The organism is Streptococcus sp. SO2 (assembly GCF_030440025.1).
On record NZ_JAQFJH010000001.1, the window covers coordinates 223,167 to 237,266 of the forward strand.

Sequence of the window (14,100 nt, forward strand, 5' to 3'; positions counted from 1 at the left end):
GATTATTTATTTTTACGGCTTACAAAGTACAATCCACCAGTCACTGCCATCAAAGCAAGTCCTGCAACTACTGCTGCGCTAGATGCTTTTTCACCAGTGTTAGGAAGTTGAGGTTTTTGTTCTGGTTTTCCTGGTTCATTTGGTTTACCTGGTGTTGGTTTTTCTGGAGTGTGTGTATTTGTGATATTGAAGCCTTCTACTTTAGATGAATAACCTTCAACTGGAACTTCTACTACAGAGTATTCGATTGCTTGGCCGTCTTTATAACGATCAAGGTCTGTGAACTCATAAGTCCAACCAGTTGCTTCTGAGGCTACCGCAGTCTTACCAGTGTCTTGACCATCGGCAAGAAGTTTCACTGTGATAGATGCTGGACGGATACCGTCTTTGTTCTCTTCATCTTTCCAGATCTTATGACCTTTTACAGATGTTTTCTCTGGAGCATGTGTATTGGTAACTGTGTACTTACCATCTTTGTCCGTAGTAACTGTTGAGGTATATTCCTTCACAGCTACTTCTTTGACAGTGTACTTGATTTCTGTACCATTTTCATACTTAGGAAGTGCTTTTGATTCGAACTTCCAACCAGTTGCTTCTGATACTTCAATTTCTTGAACAACTTTGTCGCCGTTAAGAATTTGAACTCTCACAGATTTCGTACGTTTGCCATCTTGGTTGTTGTTATCTTTCCAAACCTTAGTTCCTGAAAGAACAACTGTTTCTGGGTTATAGGTGTTTGTTACTACTTGACCAGTCACAGAGGCTTCGTAACCAGCTGGTACATCCACTTCCTTGATAGAGTAAGTGATTTCTTTACCAGCTTCGTATTGTGGAAGATTTGTAAAGGATGCTACCCAAGTGTTAGCGTCGGTCTTATCCTTAGCTGTCAAGGTTAATTTCTTACCTGCAACGGCTACTGGTTTAGATCCACCTACAGATTTGAAAAGTTGAACGGTTACTGACTCAGGACGTTTGCCGTCTTGGTTGTTCGCATCGTTCCATACTTTTGTTACCTTGTAGTCGATTGCTTTTGGAGCATATTTGTTTGTGATGGTAAAGTCTGTAATAGTTGATTCGTATTCGGCTACGGCTTCTTCTGTTACAGTGTATTTGATTTCTTTACCAGCTTTATATTTTGCTAATTTCGTGAATTCGACAGTCCAAGTTCCGTCTGCGGCTGCTTGAACTTCTTTCGAATCAACTTTCTGACCGTCTGCTAAAAGATTGATTGTAATCTTAGTTGGACGTTTGCCATCTTGGTTATTCGCGTCATCCCAGTTCTTAGTTGCTTTTACAACAACTGTTTCTGGAGAATAACTATTTGTGATAGTGAATCCTGATGCAGCGTCACCAGTAACATCAGAAGTGTAACCAGTAACAGTTACTTCTACTACTGTGTACTTGATAGGTGTTCCACCTTTATCAGCATCAAGGTTTGTGAAGCTTCCAACCCAGTTGTTTGCGGCGTTAAGCTCAAGTGTCTTACCAGTATCTTGACCATCCGCAAGCAATTTAACTATGACAGAAGTTGGACGTTTACCATCTTGGTTGTTCTCGTCCTTCCATACTTTCTTCACAGGAACTTCAGTTTTCGCTGGAGTGTAAGTGTTTGTAAATACAAGATCGTTCGCTTCTTTTGAAGCAGTTGCTTTCAATTCAGTTGCACTTACTTTCTCAACAGTTACTTCAACTTCTTGAACTGTCTTATCGTAAGTGATTCCTGTTTCAGTTCCAGCAACTTCAGAGATGGTGTACTTGTGAGTTCCCACTTGGCTCTCATCATATGAGATTGGTGAGAAGGTCACAGTTCCGTCTGCAGCGTTTGTCACTGTTTCAACAACAGTTCCGTCTGCTTTCTTCAATTCAAAGCTGTATTTACCAGCTTCAAGATCTTTACCTTCAAGAACTTTCTTAGCTCCAAGAGTTACACTTGTAGCTCCTGCTGGAGTGTAAGTGTTCTCGAATGCTTTTTCATCATCGTAAGCAACAGTTGCTTCAAGGGCACCTTTGCCATTATCCGCTACAGTTACTGTAGCAGTGATTGTTTTCGTATCGTAGGTGATACCAGTAGCAGTGCCCGCTTTTTCAGCAATCTTGTATGTGAAAGTTCCAGCTTTGTCGAATTCCAATGCAGAGAACTTAACGTTTCCATCTTTGTCATTCTTGACTGTCTCTTTCACATTACCATCTTTGTCTGTCAAAGTAAACTCAAACTCATCAGCTTTCAACTCACGACCAGTAAGTGTTTTCTTAACTGCAAGAGGAGCTGGAGTTTTTGAAGCTCCGTAGTTGTTGTTAAACTCTTTGTCCGCTGGGTAAGTTACGTTAGCAGTAAGTTTTCCTTCACCATCGTCTGTAACTTCTACTGTGACTTTAACTTCGAGACTATCGTATGTTACACCGTCAATAGTTTGTCCAGCGTTAGTTTCAACGATAGTGTAATTGTAAGTCCCAGCTGCAGTGTAGTCGATTGGAGAGAATTTAACCTTACCGTCGGCAGTGTTCTTCACTTTTTGAACTTCTGAGCCATCTGCGTCGTTCTTCAAAACAAACTCAAACTCATCAGCTTTCAAGGTACGACCGGTAAGAGCTTTTGTTACTTCAATAGGAGCTGAAGTTTTCTCAGCAGCGTATGTATTTTCAAAAGTCTTATCATCATTTTCGTAAGCGACAGCTGCAGACAATTTGCCCTCAGCATCTGCTGTTACAGTAACTGTAACGCCAACAGGGTTGGCATCGTAAGTAACACCTTTTTCAGTTGTGTTCGCTTTTTTCTCAACGATGTGGTAGTTGTATGTACCAGCTTTGTCAAATGTCAATTCAGCAAAGTTGATATTTCCTTCCGCATCATTTGTTACTGTTTCAACAACTTTGTTTGTCTTATCATTGAACAAGTCGAATTCAAACTCTCCAGCTTTCATAGCTCGACCAGTCAATTTTTTAATTGCTTGAATTTGAGCTTTTGTACTGTTGCGTTTGTTTGAGATTGTTTTGATAACACCTTCTTGGCCAACAGTTACTTTGATTGGAGTTGAATCCAATTGGTAACCTTTAGGAGCTTCAATCTCAGTAATGGTGAATTCACCCTTCTTAACGTCCTCATCAGTATAGATTGCAGACTGGGCAACACCACTAGCGTCTGTTGTTACTGTTTCTTCTTGCGCTGTAGTTGCACCTTCTGGAGGAGTAATCTTGAATTTAGCTCCTGCAAGACGGTCAAGTGATTTTTCATCTACTTTATACAACGTGATACGGTAACCAGTTTTCAGCTGAATAGTACCACCTGATGTAACTGTTGAATTACCGATAACTTTTGTAACAGTTTCAGTACGATCGTCGCTCACTGGAAGAACTTGGTCATCAGCTGTAATTTCAGCATTGTTTTGAACTTTGGTTCCATCAGCTGGCGCTGTTGTGTTATAGACGATACGGAATGCTGCTGCTTTACCATTTGTAGCACGGATTGCTTTAGCATTGTTAAAGGTAATAGTAAACTCAGTGTAAGAATCATTCCACTTGATTTCGTAGTCTTTTCCTGCTTCAAGAGTTACGTCATCAACTAAAGCATAGACTTTGTTGTAGTAACCAGCAGTAACCACGATTGATTCAGGGATGATTTGCATTGGAGAGTAGTCCTTGTCAACCCAGTCGCGAACTACAATCTTGTTGTACTCAGCTTGTTTAGGGTTTACACGAAGATTCCACTTGTGGATGTAATCTCCTGATTTTTCAAGGAGGGCTGATTCCCATTTTTCTTTATTGATAGTACCATTAACTTTACTAATGTTTGTTTTACCAATACCTTCAGAATAGTCTCGTTCTCCACCTTTTTTGAACTTCATCTTGAAGTTGACATCATCTTTTGTTTCTGTCTTATCAAGTTGAATTGATTCTTCTTCTGTTTCTTTCTTAGAGCTGAAAGCTACGTAGAAGGTACCTGAAACACCACGAACTTCTGTACCACCTTTTTTCTTAAGGTACTCAGCAAGGTTTTTCAAACTAATGGTAGCTTTACCACCTTGGTTGTCACCATTAGAAACAACTGTTGCATCACCTACAGCAGTATCAGTCTCTTTATCTTTGAGTTCAAAGGTTTCAGCGCGAACTGACAATGGAGCTGGAATAGTGAATGTAAAGGTATCACCATCATTCAACATACCATCGTAAGCGCTCAAATCAAAATCAGTAGCAAACTTGTAGTTTTCGTAAGATTGATTTTGAGGAGCTAGATTGTAAACTCCTTTTGCATCTGGAGTTACAAACTTCCCATTATCAGTCTCCCAAATACCAACTTTGGTAATGACATTTTTAAGTTCTTGCGCTTGAACAGTATTTGTCAAAGCTGCAGAACCAAATAGAACTAAGAGTGGCGTTAAAATATAGAGCCACAATTTTTTAAATCTCATGACTTTCCTTTCTATATGATTGAAATTGATTGAACAACGTGTCATCTCTCTCCAATAGGCAACACCCCTTTCAATCGCATAATTTGCTACATAATAGACTATCTGTAACATGTGCTTGAGGAAATATCTACACGTTTTGTACTATTCAAAAAAAACAATTAAATTCAATCTCTAGCAGGAGCATCACTACTCTTAGATCAGAGAGGAAATATAGCAAAATATTTACCACAACCATTATACTACATATTGTCATATCGTCAAGTATTTTTATGAATATCCTTTAATCTACCAAGGTTTTTATTTACACGGTGTCAATTTTTTAGATATATTATTTTTATCCCTCAAATAATACGGCATTATCATGAGAATTGTCTAAAAATACTGATGTGATAGGAATTTTCAGAAAACGCATTTTCACTGATAGAGCTATATTTTATAAATTATTTGTGATACAATAGAGCTACCTAAAAGATTCAGAAAATTTAATGTTCATTGATTGTTTATATTAACTTGAACATTCTGATTTTTCTTCATTCAAAAACAACTGTAAATAATTATAAATAGAAAGGTGAAATCATGCCAAAGAATACTCGTGACTTAATTATTAATTCACTCATCACACTTGCTAAGAAGAACCCTCTGCGCTCTTCTTTTACCATGACTGAAATCGCAGCTGAAGCTGGTATTTCACGACAAGCGATTTATCAAAAGCATTTTAACAACTTTGAAGATATTATCGAATACATTCACGAAGAGACCAATCAGGACATTTTTAACGTCTTTAATAAGTACTGCCCTAGCAATGATGGAGATCCTATCAGCTTTTTAGCAGACCATATACTTCCTCTCATATACGAAAAAAGGGAAGTTGTTAACACCTTGTATACCACACAAGTCGACCCATGTTGGAAGGAATTTCTTCGTGGAACCTACTCAGAGTGGGTACTAAAGAATGTCAATTACCAACTGAAATATAATTTTAATAAAGAGGACATCGCTTATATCATTACGACCATGGCAATCTCTTTCATTGAAGTCTGGATTCGTAAAGATAATCCAATCACCCCTGAAGAGTACAGAGAGACTTTCATTCAATTGTCTAAGACTTCTCTCTGTGACTATATTGTGTCCTAAAAAAAGAATCTTGAGTTGCACTCAAGATTTTTTTATTGTCCCCCTTTAAAGGCATCGACCATTACCTGAAATTCTTCATTGGAAAGCGTGATTCCTTTGCCCATTTTGGTATGGTCTGGGCTCCAAGCGCGAATGTCAAACTTTGCAGGGGCACCATTAAAGCTAACGCGATTTAGTTCTTTTGTCCATCCTTTGTCATTTTCAGACAAGGTGAGCAAGTGTTCTTCGATTTCAAATGTAAATTCTGCCATTTTAACTCCTTTATGTGATATGCTTTCTATAGTCTATTCGTAAAAATCTTGTGGTTTTTAGGAAAATTTTATATAATGTGGATATATAAGAAGGGAGGATTCTATGAGACAGACATTCAAACTAGTTCTAGATAAACTACATGGTTTTCTCAATGGGAATGATGATCATCCTCAAATCGAGGACAACTCCCTCACTGCTATGATTGAACAAGCCATCCAGAAAAAGACGGCTGTTCATGTTATACTTGCTGAGACAAGTTTTACGGGTGATATTGTTAAACACGATGCTAATCGCCAACAAATTATCGTCAAAAATTTTTCAAAAAACGTAACTCGAATCATTCGTATCAGTGATATTAAACGACTTCGTTTTGTTCCCTCAACCGTACAAAAAGCTCAGAAAAATCTATTTAAGAAAGAGTGAGATGTTCTTTGCATCCCACTCTTTTTCTTAACGAATTTGTTCAAAATGAAGATGAACAGCGATATGGTCGCCATAACCACTTCTCTCCAAATCGCGTTGCAAGCGATAAGAGATATAATGTTCTGCGATTGTAATGTAGCCAGCTCCAAGCAAGCGGTGCTCAACCATTGACTGGATCATGCTGATAGTGGCACGTTCTACTTTTGCTTCTTCCAAGTCCAAAACGACTTTTTTAGTAACTTGAGCTAAGTTTTGACGTAGGTCATCAGTCAAAACATAAACTGTTTGGGCTGCTTTTAGAACAGCTTGGTAAATTTTATCTGGATCAAATTCAGCAATTTCTCCATTACGTTTGATTACTTGCATAAGGTTCTCCTTTATTCTTTGTTTTCTTTGATTTCAGCCAGCATCTTTTCTTCTTCGGCTGTCAGTTTATAGTTTTCTAGCAGGTCAGGTCTGCGTTCGTAGGTTTTCTTTAGACTCTCATACAGCCGCCACTGGCGAATCTTTTCATGGTGCCCACTCATGAGCACATCTGGCACGACCATACCTCGATAGTCATAAGGGCGAGTGTACTGAGGATATTCGAGAAGACCCGAAGAAAAGCTATCATCCTGGTGACTAGACTCCTTACCAATCACTTCCGGTATCAATCGCACAGTCGCATCGATCATGGTCATGGCCGCCAATTCTCCTCCAGTCAAAACATAGTCTCCTAGGGAAATTTCATCAGTTACCAAGGTCTTGATGCGCTCGTCATACCCTTCATAATGACCGCAGATAAAGATTAGTTCTTCCTCTTGAGCCAAATCCTCAGCATAAGTCTGATCAAACTGCTTTCCAGCTGGATCGAGGAGAATGACGCGCGGATTTTTCTTTTCAATAGCATCAAAGGCATCGAAAATGGGTTGAGCCCTTAGCAACATCCCCTGACCGCCTCCGTAAGGTTCATCGTCAACATGACGGGCCTTTTCAGCATATTCTCTGAAATTATGATACTGGATATCCAAGAGCCCTTTTTCTCGAGCCTTCCCAACAATCGAGTGTTCCAGCGGAGAAAACATCTCAGGAAAGAGGGTTAAAATATCAATCTTCATCATCTAGTCCTTCTAAGATTTCCACTTCGACCCGCTTGTTTGGAATATCAACATTGAGAACTACTGGTGGAATGTAAGGTAAAAGCAAATCTCGCTTACCTTTTCGCTTGACTACCCAGACATCATTGGCTCCCGGTTGTAGGATTTCCTTGATAGTTCCTATCAAGTTATCACCCTCGTAAACATCCAAACCGATAATCTCGTGATAATAGAATTCTCCATCATCTAGATCGTTCAAATCTTCCTCGGCGACCTTGAGACTATAACCCTTGTACTTTTCAATCGCATTGATATGGTACATGTCTTTGAATTTGATAATGTCAAAGTTCTTATGCTTACGGTGACTTGCGATGGTCACTGTTTGGACAAACTGGTCTTTATCATCAAATAAAGCCAGCTCTGCCCCTTTTTTAAACCGTTCCTCAGCAAAATCCGTCACAGACAAGACTCGCATCTCACCTTGTAGACCCTGCGTATTAACGATTTTCCCAACATTAAAGTAGTTCATCTTGTCTCCTGTACTCTCCTTCTTTCCATCTTATTCTGACAATTCTCGAATAATATTCGCAATTTTTTCTGATTCAGACCATTGTAAATAATGGTGATTCCCTCCTAAAATGAGTTTAGTATTGGAAGTCCAATATTCTGAGTCTCTGTATTCTTTTTCTCTATAAGCCTGACAAAAAATAAATACAGGGACATGAGCTTCTATAGATACATTCTTAAAATCTTCCTCAGTAATCTCACAATATATATGAAATTCTGGAACTTGTCTTTCCAACTCTGAATCTTTTTCTTGCACTAAATCCCAGATTTCTTCATTAGTTTCAGAGCTAAATGCTGCTTGAGTTATGTTCTTAAAATAGACTTCGGGGCCACACTCTTCAATCAGTCTCATTTGCTCTTCCATTTCTGGATAAGGATTTTCTGAAAAATCAGAAAACATTACTTTTTTAGTTGTTGGTTCAATTGCTACTAAAGCCTGACACTTAATTGATTTGTTCATCAATTTGCAAGCTAAAATTCCACTCAAACTATGTGCACAAAGTATATATTCATAAATCGCCAATTCTTCAAGTACTTCATAAACCGCGTCTACAAGATTGTCCAGATTTTTTCCAGATTGGTCATGAATCGGACTCCTACCTGTGTTTGGAAAATCAATTGTCAAATAACCAATTGTGGGAGGAAGTTTTTCAAGTATAAGTGAAAAATTTTCATAACTTGGTAGCAAACCTGCGCCATTTAAACAAACAAGCACTTTCTTTTGCTTTTTATAAGTAACAGAGAGGCTGCCAATTTTTGTAGTTACTTCAAATCGTTTCATAAAGAAATCCACTCATTCTATAACAATGATTTATTAAAAACCCTTATCCTTTATTTTATCACGTTCTAGGGATTTTCACAAGTTGAAGAAAAAAGACACTATAGATATTTTCCCTCCAAAAATTCTTCCAAATCTCGTTCATGTTGGTACTTAATGGCAGCCTTCTTATCTTTGTCAAAGATGGTTTTGGTTAGATCAATGTCGTTTATGGTCGCGATTGCGACGGTGTAGTGAATGATATCAGCTAGTTCTTTGGCTAGTTCCTCATTTGAGTCCTGGACAGACTCTTTTCGACCAGAGCGCCCGTTCAAGACCTCGGCTACTTCTCCGACTTCCTCCACTAGCTTGATAAAGAGACCTTCCTCAGTCCGAGATTGCTGGTAATGTTCGAGTAAGTAAGCTTGTAATTGTCTAAACGTTAAATCCTTCATCTTCTCCTCCTCACAAAAAAGCGAGACTTCTGTCCCGCTTTTCTTATTTTTCGTCGATAACGATTCTTACTTTCTTGTCTTCAGTTGGGACAGAGTAGACAATCGTTCTTATCGCTGAGATAGTGCGACCTTTACGACCGATAACACGACCGACATCGCTTTGGTCAAGATCCAAGTGATACTCCAAAAACTCTGGTGTGTCTTCGATCTTGATAGTTAAGGCATCAGGTTGTGAAATCAAAGGTTTCACAATCGCAATAATGAGATTTTCAATCGTATCCATCTGTCAACCTACTTTAAACTTATTTTGAGAATTTAGAATCGTGGAATTTTTTCAATACGCCTTCTTTTGAAAGGATGTTGCGAACTGTATCTGAAGGTTGAGCTCCATCAGCCAACCATGCAAGAACGCGGTCTTCTTTCAAAGTTACTTGGTTTTCAGCAACAAGTGGGTTGTAAGTACCAACTGTTTCGATGAAACGTCCGTCACGTGGTGAACGTGAGTCTGCTACGTTGATACGGTAGAAAGGTTTTTTCTTAGAACCCATACGAGTCAAACGGATTTTAACTGCCATTTTTTAATGTCTCTTTTCTTATTTTTTTATTTCGGTGAAATAGCTGAGCTATTTAGCACATGTTCTATTATAGCAGATTTCTGACAGGTGTCAAGAAAAAAACTTGACAGAGTTTTAATTTTTTTTACTACTAGAAATTTTTAGTAAAATCTTTTACATTTGAAATCAAACTCCTTTTAAGGTACAATGGTAGAAATGAATTTTTGAGAGGTTAACAATGAAAAAACTAGCGACCCTTCTTTTACTATCAACTGTAGCCCTTGCTGGATGTACTAGTATCCAACGTGGTCTCCGTGGTGATGAATATGTCGACTCCAGTATCTCTGCTGAAGAAAGCTCAAAAGCAGCTGCTCAGGCTGCCAAAGATTTAAATGACGCATTGACCAATGACAATGCCAACTTCCCTCAACTTTCTAAGGAAGTTGCCGCAGATGAAGCTGAGGTCATTTTACACACAAATCAAGGCGATATCCGCATCAAACTCTTTCCAAAACTAGCACCACTAGCAGTTGAAAACTTCCTTACTCACGCTAAAGAAGGCTACTATAACGGCATCACCTTCCACCGTGTCATTGATGGATTTATGGTCCAAACTGGAGATCCTAAGGGAGATGGTACAGGGGGCCAATCTATCTGGCATGATAAGGATAAAACAAAGGACAAGGGAACTGGTTTCAAAAATGAAATCTCTCCTTACCTATACAATATCCGAGGAGCCCTTGCTATGGCTAACACTGGTCAACCAAACACCAACGGTAGCCAGTTCTTCATCAACCAAAACTCAACAGATATTTCAGCTAAACTCCCTACCAGCAAGTATCCAAAGAAAATCATCGAAGCCTATAAAGAAGGTGGAAATCCAAGTCTAGACGGCAAACACCCTGTCTTTGGTCAAGTCATCGATGGCATGGATGTTGTTGACAAGATTGCCAAGGCTGAAAAAGATGAGAAAGACAAACCAACATCTGCTATCACCATTGATAGTATTGAAGTGGTGAAAGACTACGACTTCAGTAAAAAATAAGCCATCAACAGATAAGGAGACGATGACATGATTTTATTTTGGGGTTCTAAAGGTTATCAGAAAGATTTGGGACATACGCAAACTGCGATCGAATGTGGTCACTGTAACAATGTCGACACTTGGGAGATCGTAGAAACTGGACGCAAATTTACCCTCTACTGGATTCCACTTTTTCCTTATGGTAAAAGTTACTTCGTTTCTTGTCCGATTTGCCACTACGGTAAAGAAATTGAGAAATCTGAAATTGAAAGCTATTTAAATTACTAGTCAAAAAAGCCAAGTCATTTCAACTTGGCTTTTTTACTGCTTTTAAGTTAACTTGTTAAAGTCCCAGATTTGGTCCATCCAGCCTTCATAAAAGTCTGGTTCGTGGCAAACCATGAGAATGCTTCCTTTGTATTCTTTAAGCGCGCGTTTGAGTTCATCCTTGGCATCTATATCTAGGTGGTTGGTCGGCTCATCCAGCACTAAAACGTTGTTTTCACGGTTCATCAAGAGACAGAAGCGTACCTTGGCTTGTTCTCCACCTGATAAGACCTGAATTTGGCTTTCGATGTGCTTGGTTGTCAAACCACAACGAGCAAGGGCTGCACGGACTTCTGCTTGGTTAAGGGCAGGAAAGGCATTCCAGACAGCCTCTAGTGGTGTTTGACGATTTCCACCTTCTACTTCCTGTTCAAAGTAGCCCAGTTCTAGGTAATCACCTCGTTCAACTTCTCCAGCAATTGGTGGGATAATTCCCAAGAGAGACTTCAAGAGAGTTGTTTTCCCGATACCATTGGCTCCAATAATGGCAACCTTTTGATTGCGTTCAAAAGTAAGGTTTAAAGGCTTGGTAAGAGGACGGTCATAACCAATCTGCAAGTCCTTGGCTTGGAAGATAAAGCGACCAGGAGTACGAGCCGGTTTAAAATCAAAGGATGGCTTTGGTTTCTCGCTTTGCAGTTCAATGATATCCATCTTGTCGAGTTTCTTTTGACGGGACATGGCCATATTACGCGTTGCAACACGGGCTTTATTGCGGGCTACGAAATCCTTGAGGTCGGCAATTTCTTTCTGTTGACGCTCATAGGCTGCTTCCAGTTGAGATTTCTTCATGGCATAGATTTCTTGGAACTGGTAGTAGTCACCAGAGTAACGCGTCAACTGTTGATTTTCCACATGGTAGACGATATTGATTACGTCGTTGAGGAAAGGAATATCATGCGAAATAAGGACAAAAGCGTTCTCATAGTTTTGGAGATAACGCTTGAGCCAGTCAATGTGTTCAGCATCCAAGTAGTTGGTTGGCTCGTCAAGCAGCAAAATATCTGGCTTTTCGAGGAGGAGTTTAGCCAAAAGCACCTTGGTTCTTTGTCCACCTGATAAGGCTGTTACATCTGTATCCATGCCATAGTCCATGACACCGAGAGCACGCGCTACTTCATCAATCTTAGCATCTAAAGTATAAAAATCTCGACTCTCCAAACGGTCTTGGAGTTCGCCAACTTCTTCCATTAGCGCGTCAATATCTGCTCCGTCTTCGGCCATTTCCATATAGAGGTCGTTGATACGAGCTTCTGCTTTAAATAGCTCATCAAAGGCTGTACGCAAGACATCACGCACGGTTTGACCTTCCTTTAGCACAGCGTGCTGATCCAGATAGCCAGCAGTCACATATTTGGACCACTCCACCTTCCCTTCATCTGGCAACATCTTACCAGTCACGATGCTCATAAAGGTTGATTTCCCTTCACCGTTAGCACCAACTAGACCGATATGCTCTCCCTTGAGGAGACGGAAGGACACATCTTCAAAAATTGCACGGTCACCAAAACCGTGACTCAGATTTTTAACTTCTAAAATACTCATTCTAATTCCTTATCTTGTTTTTATGCAGTCCTTTATAGAGGACCCAAGCCAGATAGCCTCCCAGGGTATTGGTCCACAAATCATCAATCTCAAAGACGCGATTAAAATCAAAGAAAAAGTCTAAGACCAGTTGCGTGCACTCAATTCCTAGACTCAGTAGAAAACTGAGAAGGATGATTTTTTTCGTTTGTCGTAAATTTGGACAGAGGTAAATCAGTTGAAAGACTAGTGGGAAAAGCAAGAAGACATTTAAAATGTTCTGCAAAAAGATCCAAATGACTTGTCCCAAACTGGTTACTTCACCCAGATTCCAAAGGGAGTTTAAGGGAGTTAAAAGAAAAACCAGGCGTCCAAAAGTTTGAATACCTGGAGTTTCCACTCCTGTAGGAAGTTGAGGCTGGGGAGTGAAGCAAAAACAGACAATGCAAAGACTGTAAATAGCCACTCCCAATCTTAAGATTAATTCTCTTTTTTTAGTCATTTTATGGATTTACCGCTGCGACTGCCTTCTGGCGGTCACGTTTCATTGTATTGGAGCGTAATTGTCCACAAGCTGCATCAATATCTGTACCATGCTCTTGACGGACAACACAGTTGACCCCTTTTTTCTTGAGGGTATCGTAGAAGGCCATCACGCGCTCTTTAGGACTACGGCTATATTGGTCATGTTCACTAACTGGGTTATAGGGAATCAAGTTGACATAAGACAATTTCTTGATGTTCTTGAGCAATTCAGCCAACTCCAAGGCTTGTTCAACACCGTCGTTGACTTCATTGAGCATGATGTATTCAAAGGTCACACGGCGATTGGTTGTTTCGATATAGTACTCAATAGCTGCAAAGAGCTTTTCTATCGGAAAGGCACGGTTAATCTTCATGATGCTTGAACGCAATTCATTATTGGGTGCGTGAAGAGACACAGCCAGATTGACCTGTACACCTTCATTAGCAAAGTCACGAATTTTATGGGCCAAACCTGAGGTTGAAACAGTGATGTGACGAGCACCGATAGCCATTCCCTTGTCATCATTGATGGTACGGACAAAATTCAAAACATTGTTGTAATTATCAAATGGTTCACCAATTCCCATAACAACGATATGGCTGACACGTTCATCCTGACCACGTTCATCAAAGTATTTCTGAACCAACATAATCTGCGCTACAATTTCCCCGTTATTGAGGTCACGTTGCTTCTTGATCAAACCTGACGCACAGAAGGTACAACCAATATTACAGCCGACCTGAGTGGTCACACAGACTGACAGCCCGTAGTGTTGACGCATCAGTACTGTTTCAATCAACATACCATCTGGCAACTCGAAAAGATACTTAACAGTACCGTCAGCCGACTCTTGTACGATGCGTTGTTTCAATGGATTTACCACAAACTGCTCATTGAGCTTGGCAATCAAACCCTTGGAAAGGTTGGTCATTTCTTCAAATGACTGGACACGTTTACGGTAGAGCCATTCCCAGATCTGATCTGCTCGGAATTTCTTTTCTCCTTGTTCTAATACCCATTCTTGCATGGCTTGACGTGTTAAACTATAAATAGACGGTTTCATCTCTTCTCCTTA

General features: G+C 39.8%; 16 protein-coding genes. 4 read left to right on the forward strand and 12 right to left on the reverse strand.

The genetic code is table 11. The features are described from left to right. Positions 1–2: 2 nt before the first annotated feature. Positions 3–4,406: a Cna B-type domain-containing protein gene (locus PCY17_RS01075; RefSeq protein WP_247931014.1), complete on the reverse strand. Its 4,404-nt coding sequence runs from the start codon at positions 4,404–4,406 to the stop codon at positions 3–5. A 576-nt stretch (positions 4,407–4,982) separates the two neighbouring features. Between PCY17_RS01075 and PCY17_RS01080 the strand changes: the two genes are divergently transcribed. Next, positions 4,983–5,540 carry a TetR/AcrR family transcriptional regulator gene (locus PCY17_RS01080; RefSeq protein WP_049490153.1) on the forward strand — a complete coding sequence of 186 codons (558 nt, stop codon included), beginning with the start codon at positions 4,983–4,985 and terminating at the stop codon, positions 5,538–5,540. A gap of 32 nt (positions 5,541–5,572) precedes the next feature. Here PCY17_RS01080 and PCY17_RS01085 read toward each other — a convergent pair whose 3' ends face one another. Further along, positions 5,573–5,791: a YdbC family protein gene (locus PCY17_RS01085; protein WP_049490154.1), complete on the reverse strand. Its 219-nt coding sequence runs from the start codon at positions 5,789–5,791 to the stop codon at positions 5,573–5,575. Between the two features lie 103 nt (positions 5,792–5,894). Between PCY17_RS01085 and PCY17_RS01090 the strand changes: the two genes are divergently transcribed. Next, positions 5,895–6,215 (forward strand): hypothetical protein, encoded by a 321-nt coding sequence (locus PCY17_RS01090; protein ID WP_301391018.1) that lies wholly within the window; start codon positions 5,895–5,897, stop codon positions 6,213–6,215. A 27-nt stretch (positions 6,216–6,242) separates the two neighbouring features. Here PCY17_RS01090 and PCY17_RS01095 read toward each other — a convergent pair whose 3' ends face one another. The 7 genes from PCY17_RS01095 to rpsP all read right to left on the reverse strand — a co-directional run bounded on the left by PCY17_RS01095 (position 6,243) and on the right by rpsP (position 9,645). Next, positions 6,243–6,581, reverse strand: a complete 339-nt coding sequence (locus PCY17_RS01095) for an ATP cone domain-containing protein (RefSeq protein ID WP_001196045.1) — start codon at positions 6,579–6,581, stop codon at positions 6,243–6,245. Between the two features lie 11 nt (positions 6,582–6,592). Next, positions 6,593–7,312 carry a tRNA (guanosine(37)-N1)-methyltransferase TrmD gene (trmD, locus tag PCY17_RS01100; protein ID WP_008277730.1) on the reverse strand — a complete coding sequence of 240 codons (720 nt, stop codon included), beginning with the start codon at positions 7,310–7,312 and terminating at the stop codon, positions 6,593–6,595. Then, positions 7,302–7,820 (reverse strand): ribosome maturation factor RimM, encoded by a 519-nt coding sequence (gene rimM, locus PCY17_RS01105; protein ID WP_001105876.1) that lies wholly within the window; start codon positions 7,818–7,820, stop codon positions 7,302–7,304. Before rimM ends, trmD begins: the two co-directional genes overlap by 11 nt. 30 nt (positions 7,821–7,850) lie before the next feature. Beyond that, a complete protein-coding gene (locus tag PCY17_RS01110; RefSeq protein ID WP_000819211.1) occupies positions 7,851–8,639 on the reverse strand; it encodes an alpha/beta hydrolase in 789 nt (262 codons plus the stop codon). Positions 8,640–8,737: 98 nt separating this feature from the next. Beyond that, positions 8,738–9,070, reverse strand: coding sequence for a MazG nucleotide pyrophosphohydrolase domain-containing protein (locus tag PCY17_RS01115; protein WP_000654125.1), 333 nt, complete (start codon positions 9,068–9,070; stop codon positions 8,738–8,740). Between the two features lie 43 nt (positions 9,071–9,113). Further along, on the reverse strand, positions 9,114–9,353 hold the full coding sequence (kphA, locus tag PCY17_RS01120; RefSeq protein WP_000379617.1) for an RNA-binding protein KphA: 240 nt from the start codon (positions 9,351–9,353) through the stop codon (positions 9,114–9,116). Between the two features lie 19 nt (positions 9,354–9,372). Further along, positions 9,373–9,645 carry a 30S ribosomal protein S16 gene (gene rpsP / locus PCY17_RS01125; RefSeq protein WP_000268760.1) on the reverse strand — a complete coding sequence of 91 codons (273 nt, stop codon included), beginning with the start codon at positions 9,643–9,645 and terminating at the stop codon, positions 9,373–9,375. A gap of 217 nt (positions 9,646–9,862) precedes the next feature. Here rpsP and PCY17_RS01130 point away from each other — a divergent pair, with 217 nt between their 5' ends. Together PCY17_RS01130 and PCY17_RS01135 are read left to right on the forward strand one after the other, a co-directional pair. Next, positions 9,863–10,669, forward strand: a complete 807-nt coding sequence (locus tag PCY17_RS01130) for a peptidylprolyl isomerase (RefSeq protein WP_301391020.1) — start codon at positions 9,863–9,865, stop codon at positions 10,667–10,669. A 27-nt stretch (positions 10,670–10,696) separates the two neighbouring features. Further along, positions 10,697–10,936 (forward strand): zinc-ribbon domain-containing protein, encoded by a 240-nt coding sequence (locus tag PCY17_RS01135; RefSeq protein WP_198464590.1) that lies wholly within the window; start codon positions 10,697–10,699, stop codon positions 10,934–10,936. A 42-nt stretch (positions 10,937–10,978) separates the two neighbouring features. Here the strand turns inward: PCY17_RS01135 and PCY17_RS01140 are convergent, their stop codons facing one another. Genes PCY17_RS01140 through rlmN form a run of 3 tightly spaced genes read right to left on the reverse strand, consistent with a single transcriptional unit; the run spans position 10,979 to position 14,088 of the window. Continuing rightward, positions 10,979–12,520, reverse strand: coding sequence for an ABC-F family ATP-binding cassette domain-containing protein (locus tag PCY17_RS01140; RefSeq protein WP_000025358.1), 1,542 nt, complete (start codon positions 12,518–12,520; stop codon positions 10,979–10,981). A gap of 1 nt (position 12,521) precedes the next feature. Then, positions 12,522–13,001, reverse strand: a complete 480-nt coding sequence (locus PCY17_RS01145; RefSeq protein ID WP_301391021.1) for a VanZ family protein — start codon at positions 12,999–13,001, stop codon at positions 12,522–12,524. Position 13,002: 1 nt separating this feature from the next. Continuing rightward, entirely contained in the window at positions 13,003–14,088 is a 1,086-nt protein-coding gene (gene rlmN, locus PCY17_RS01150) for a 23S rRNA (adenine(2503)-C(2))-methyltransferase RlmN (RefSeq protein WP_000804754.1), read from the reverse strand. Between the last annotated feature and the right edge of the window lie 12 nt (positions 14,089–14,100).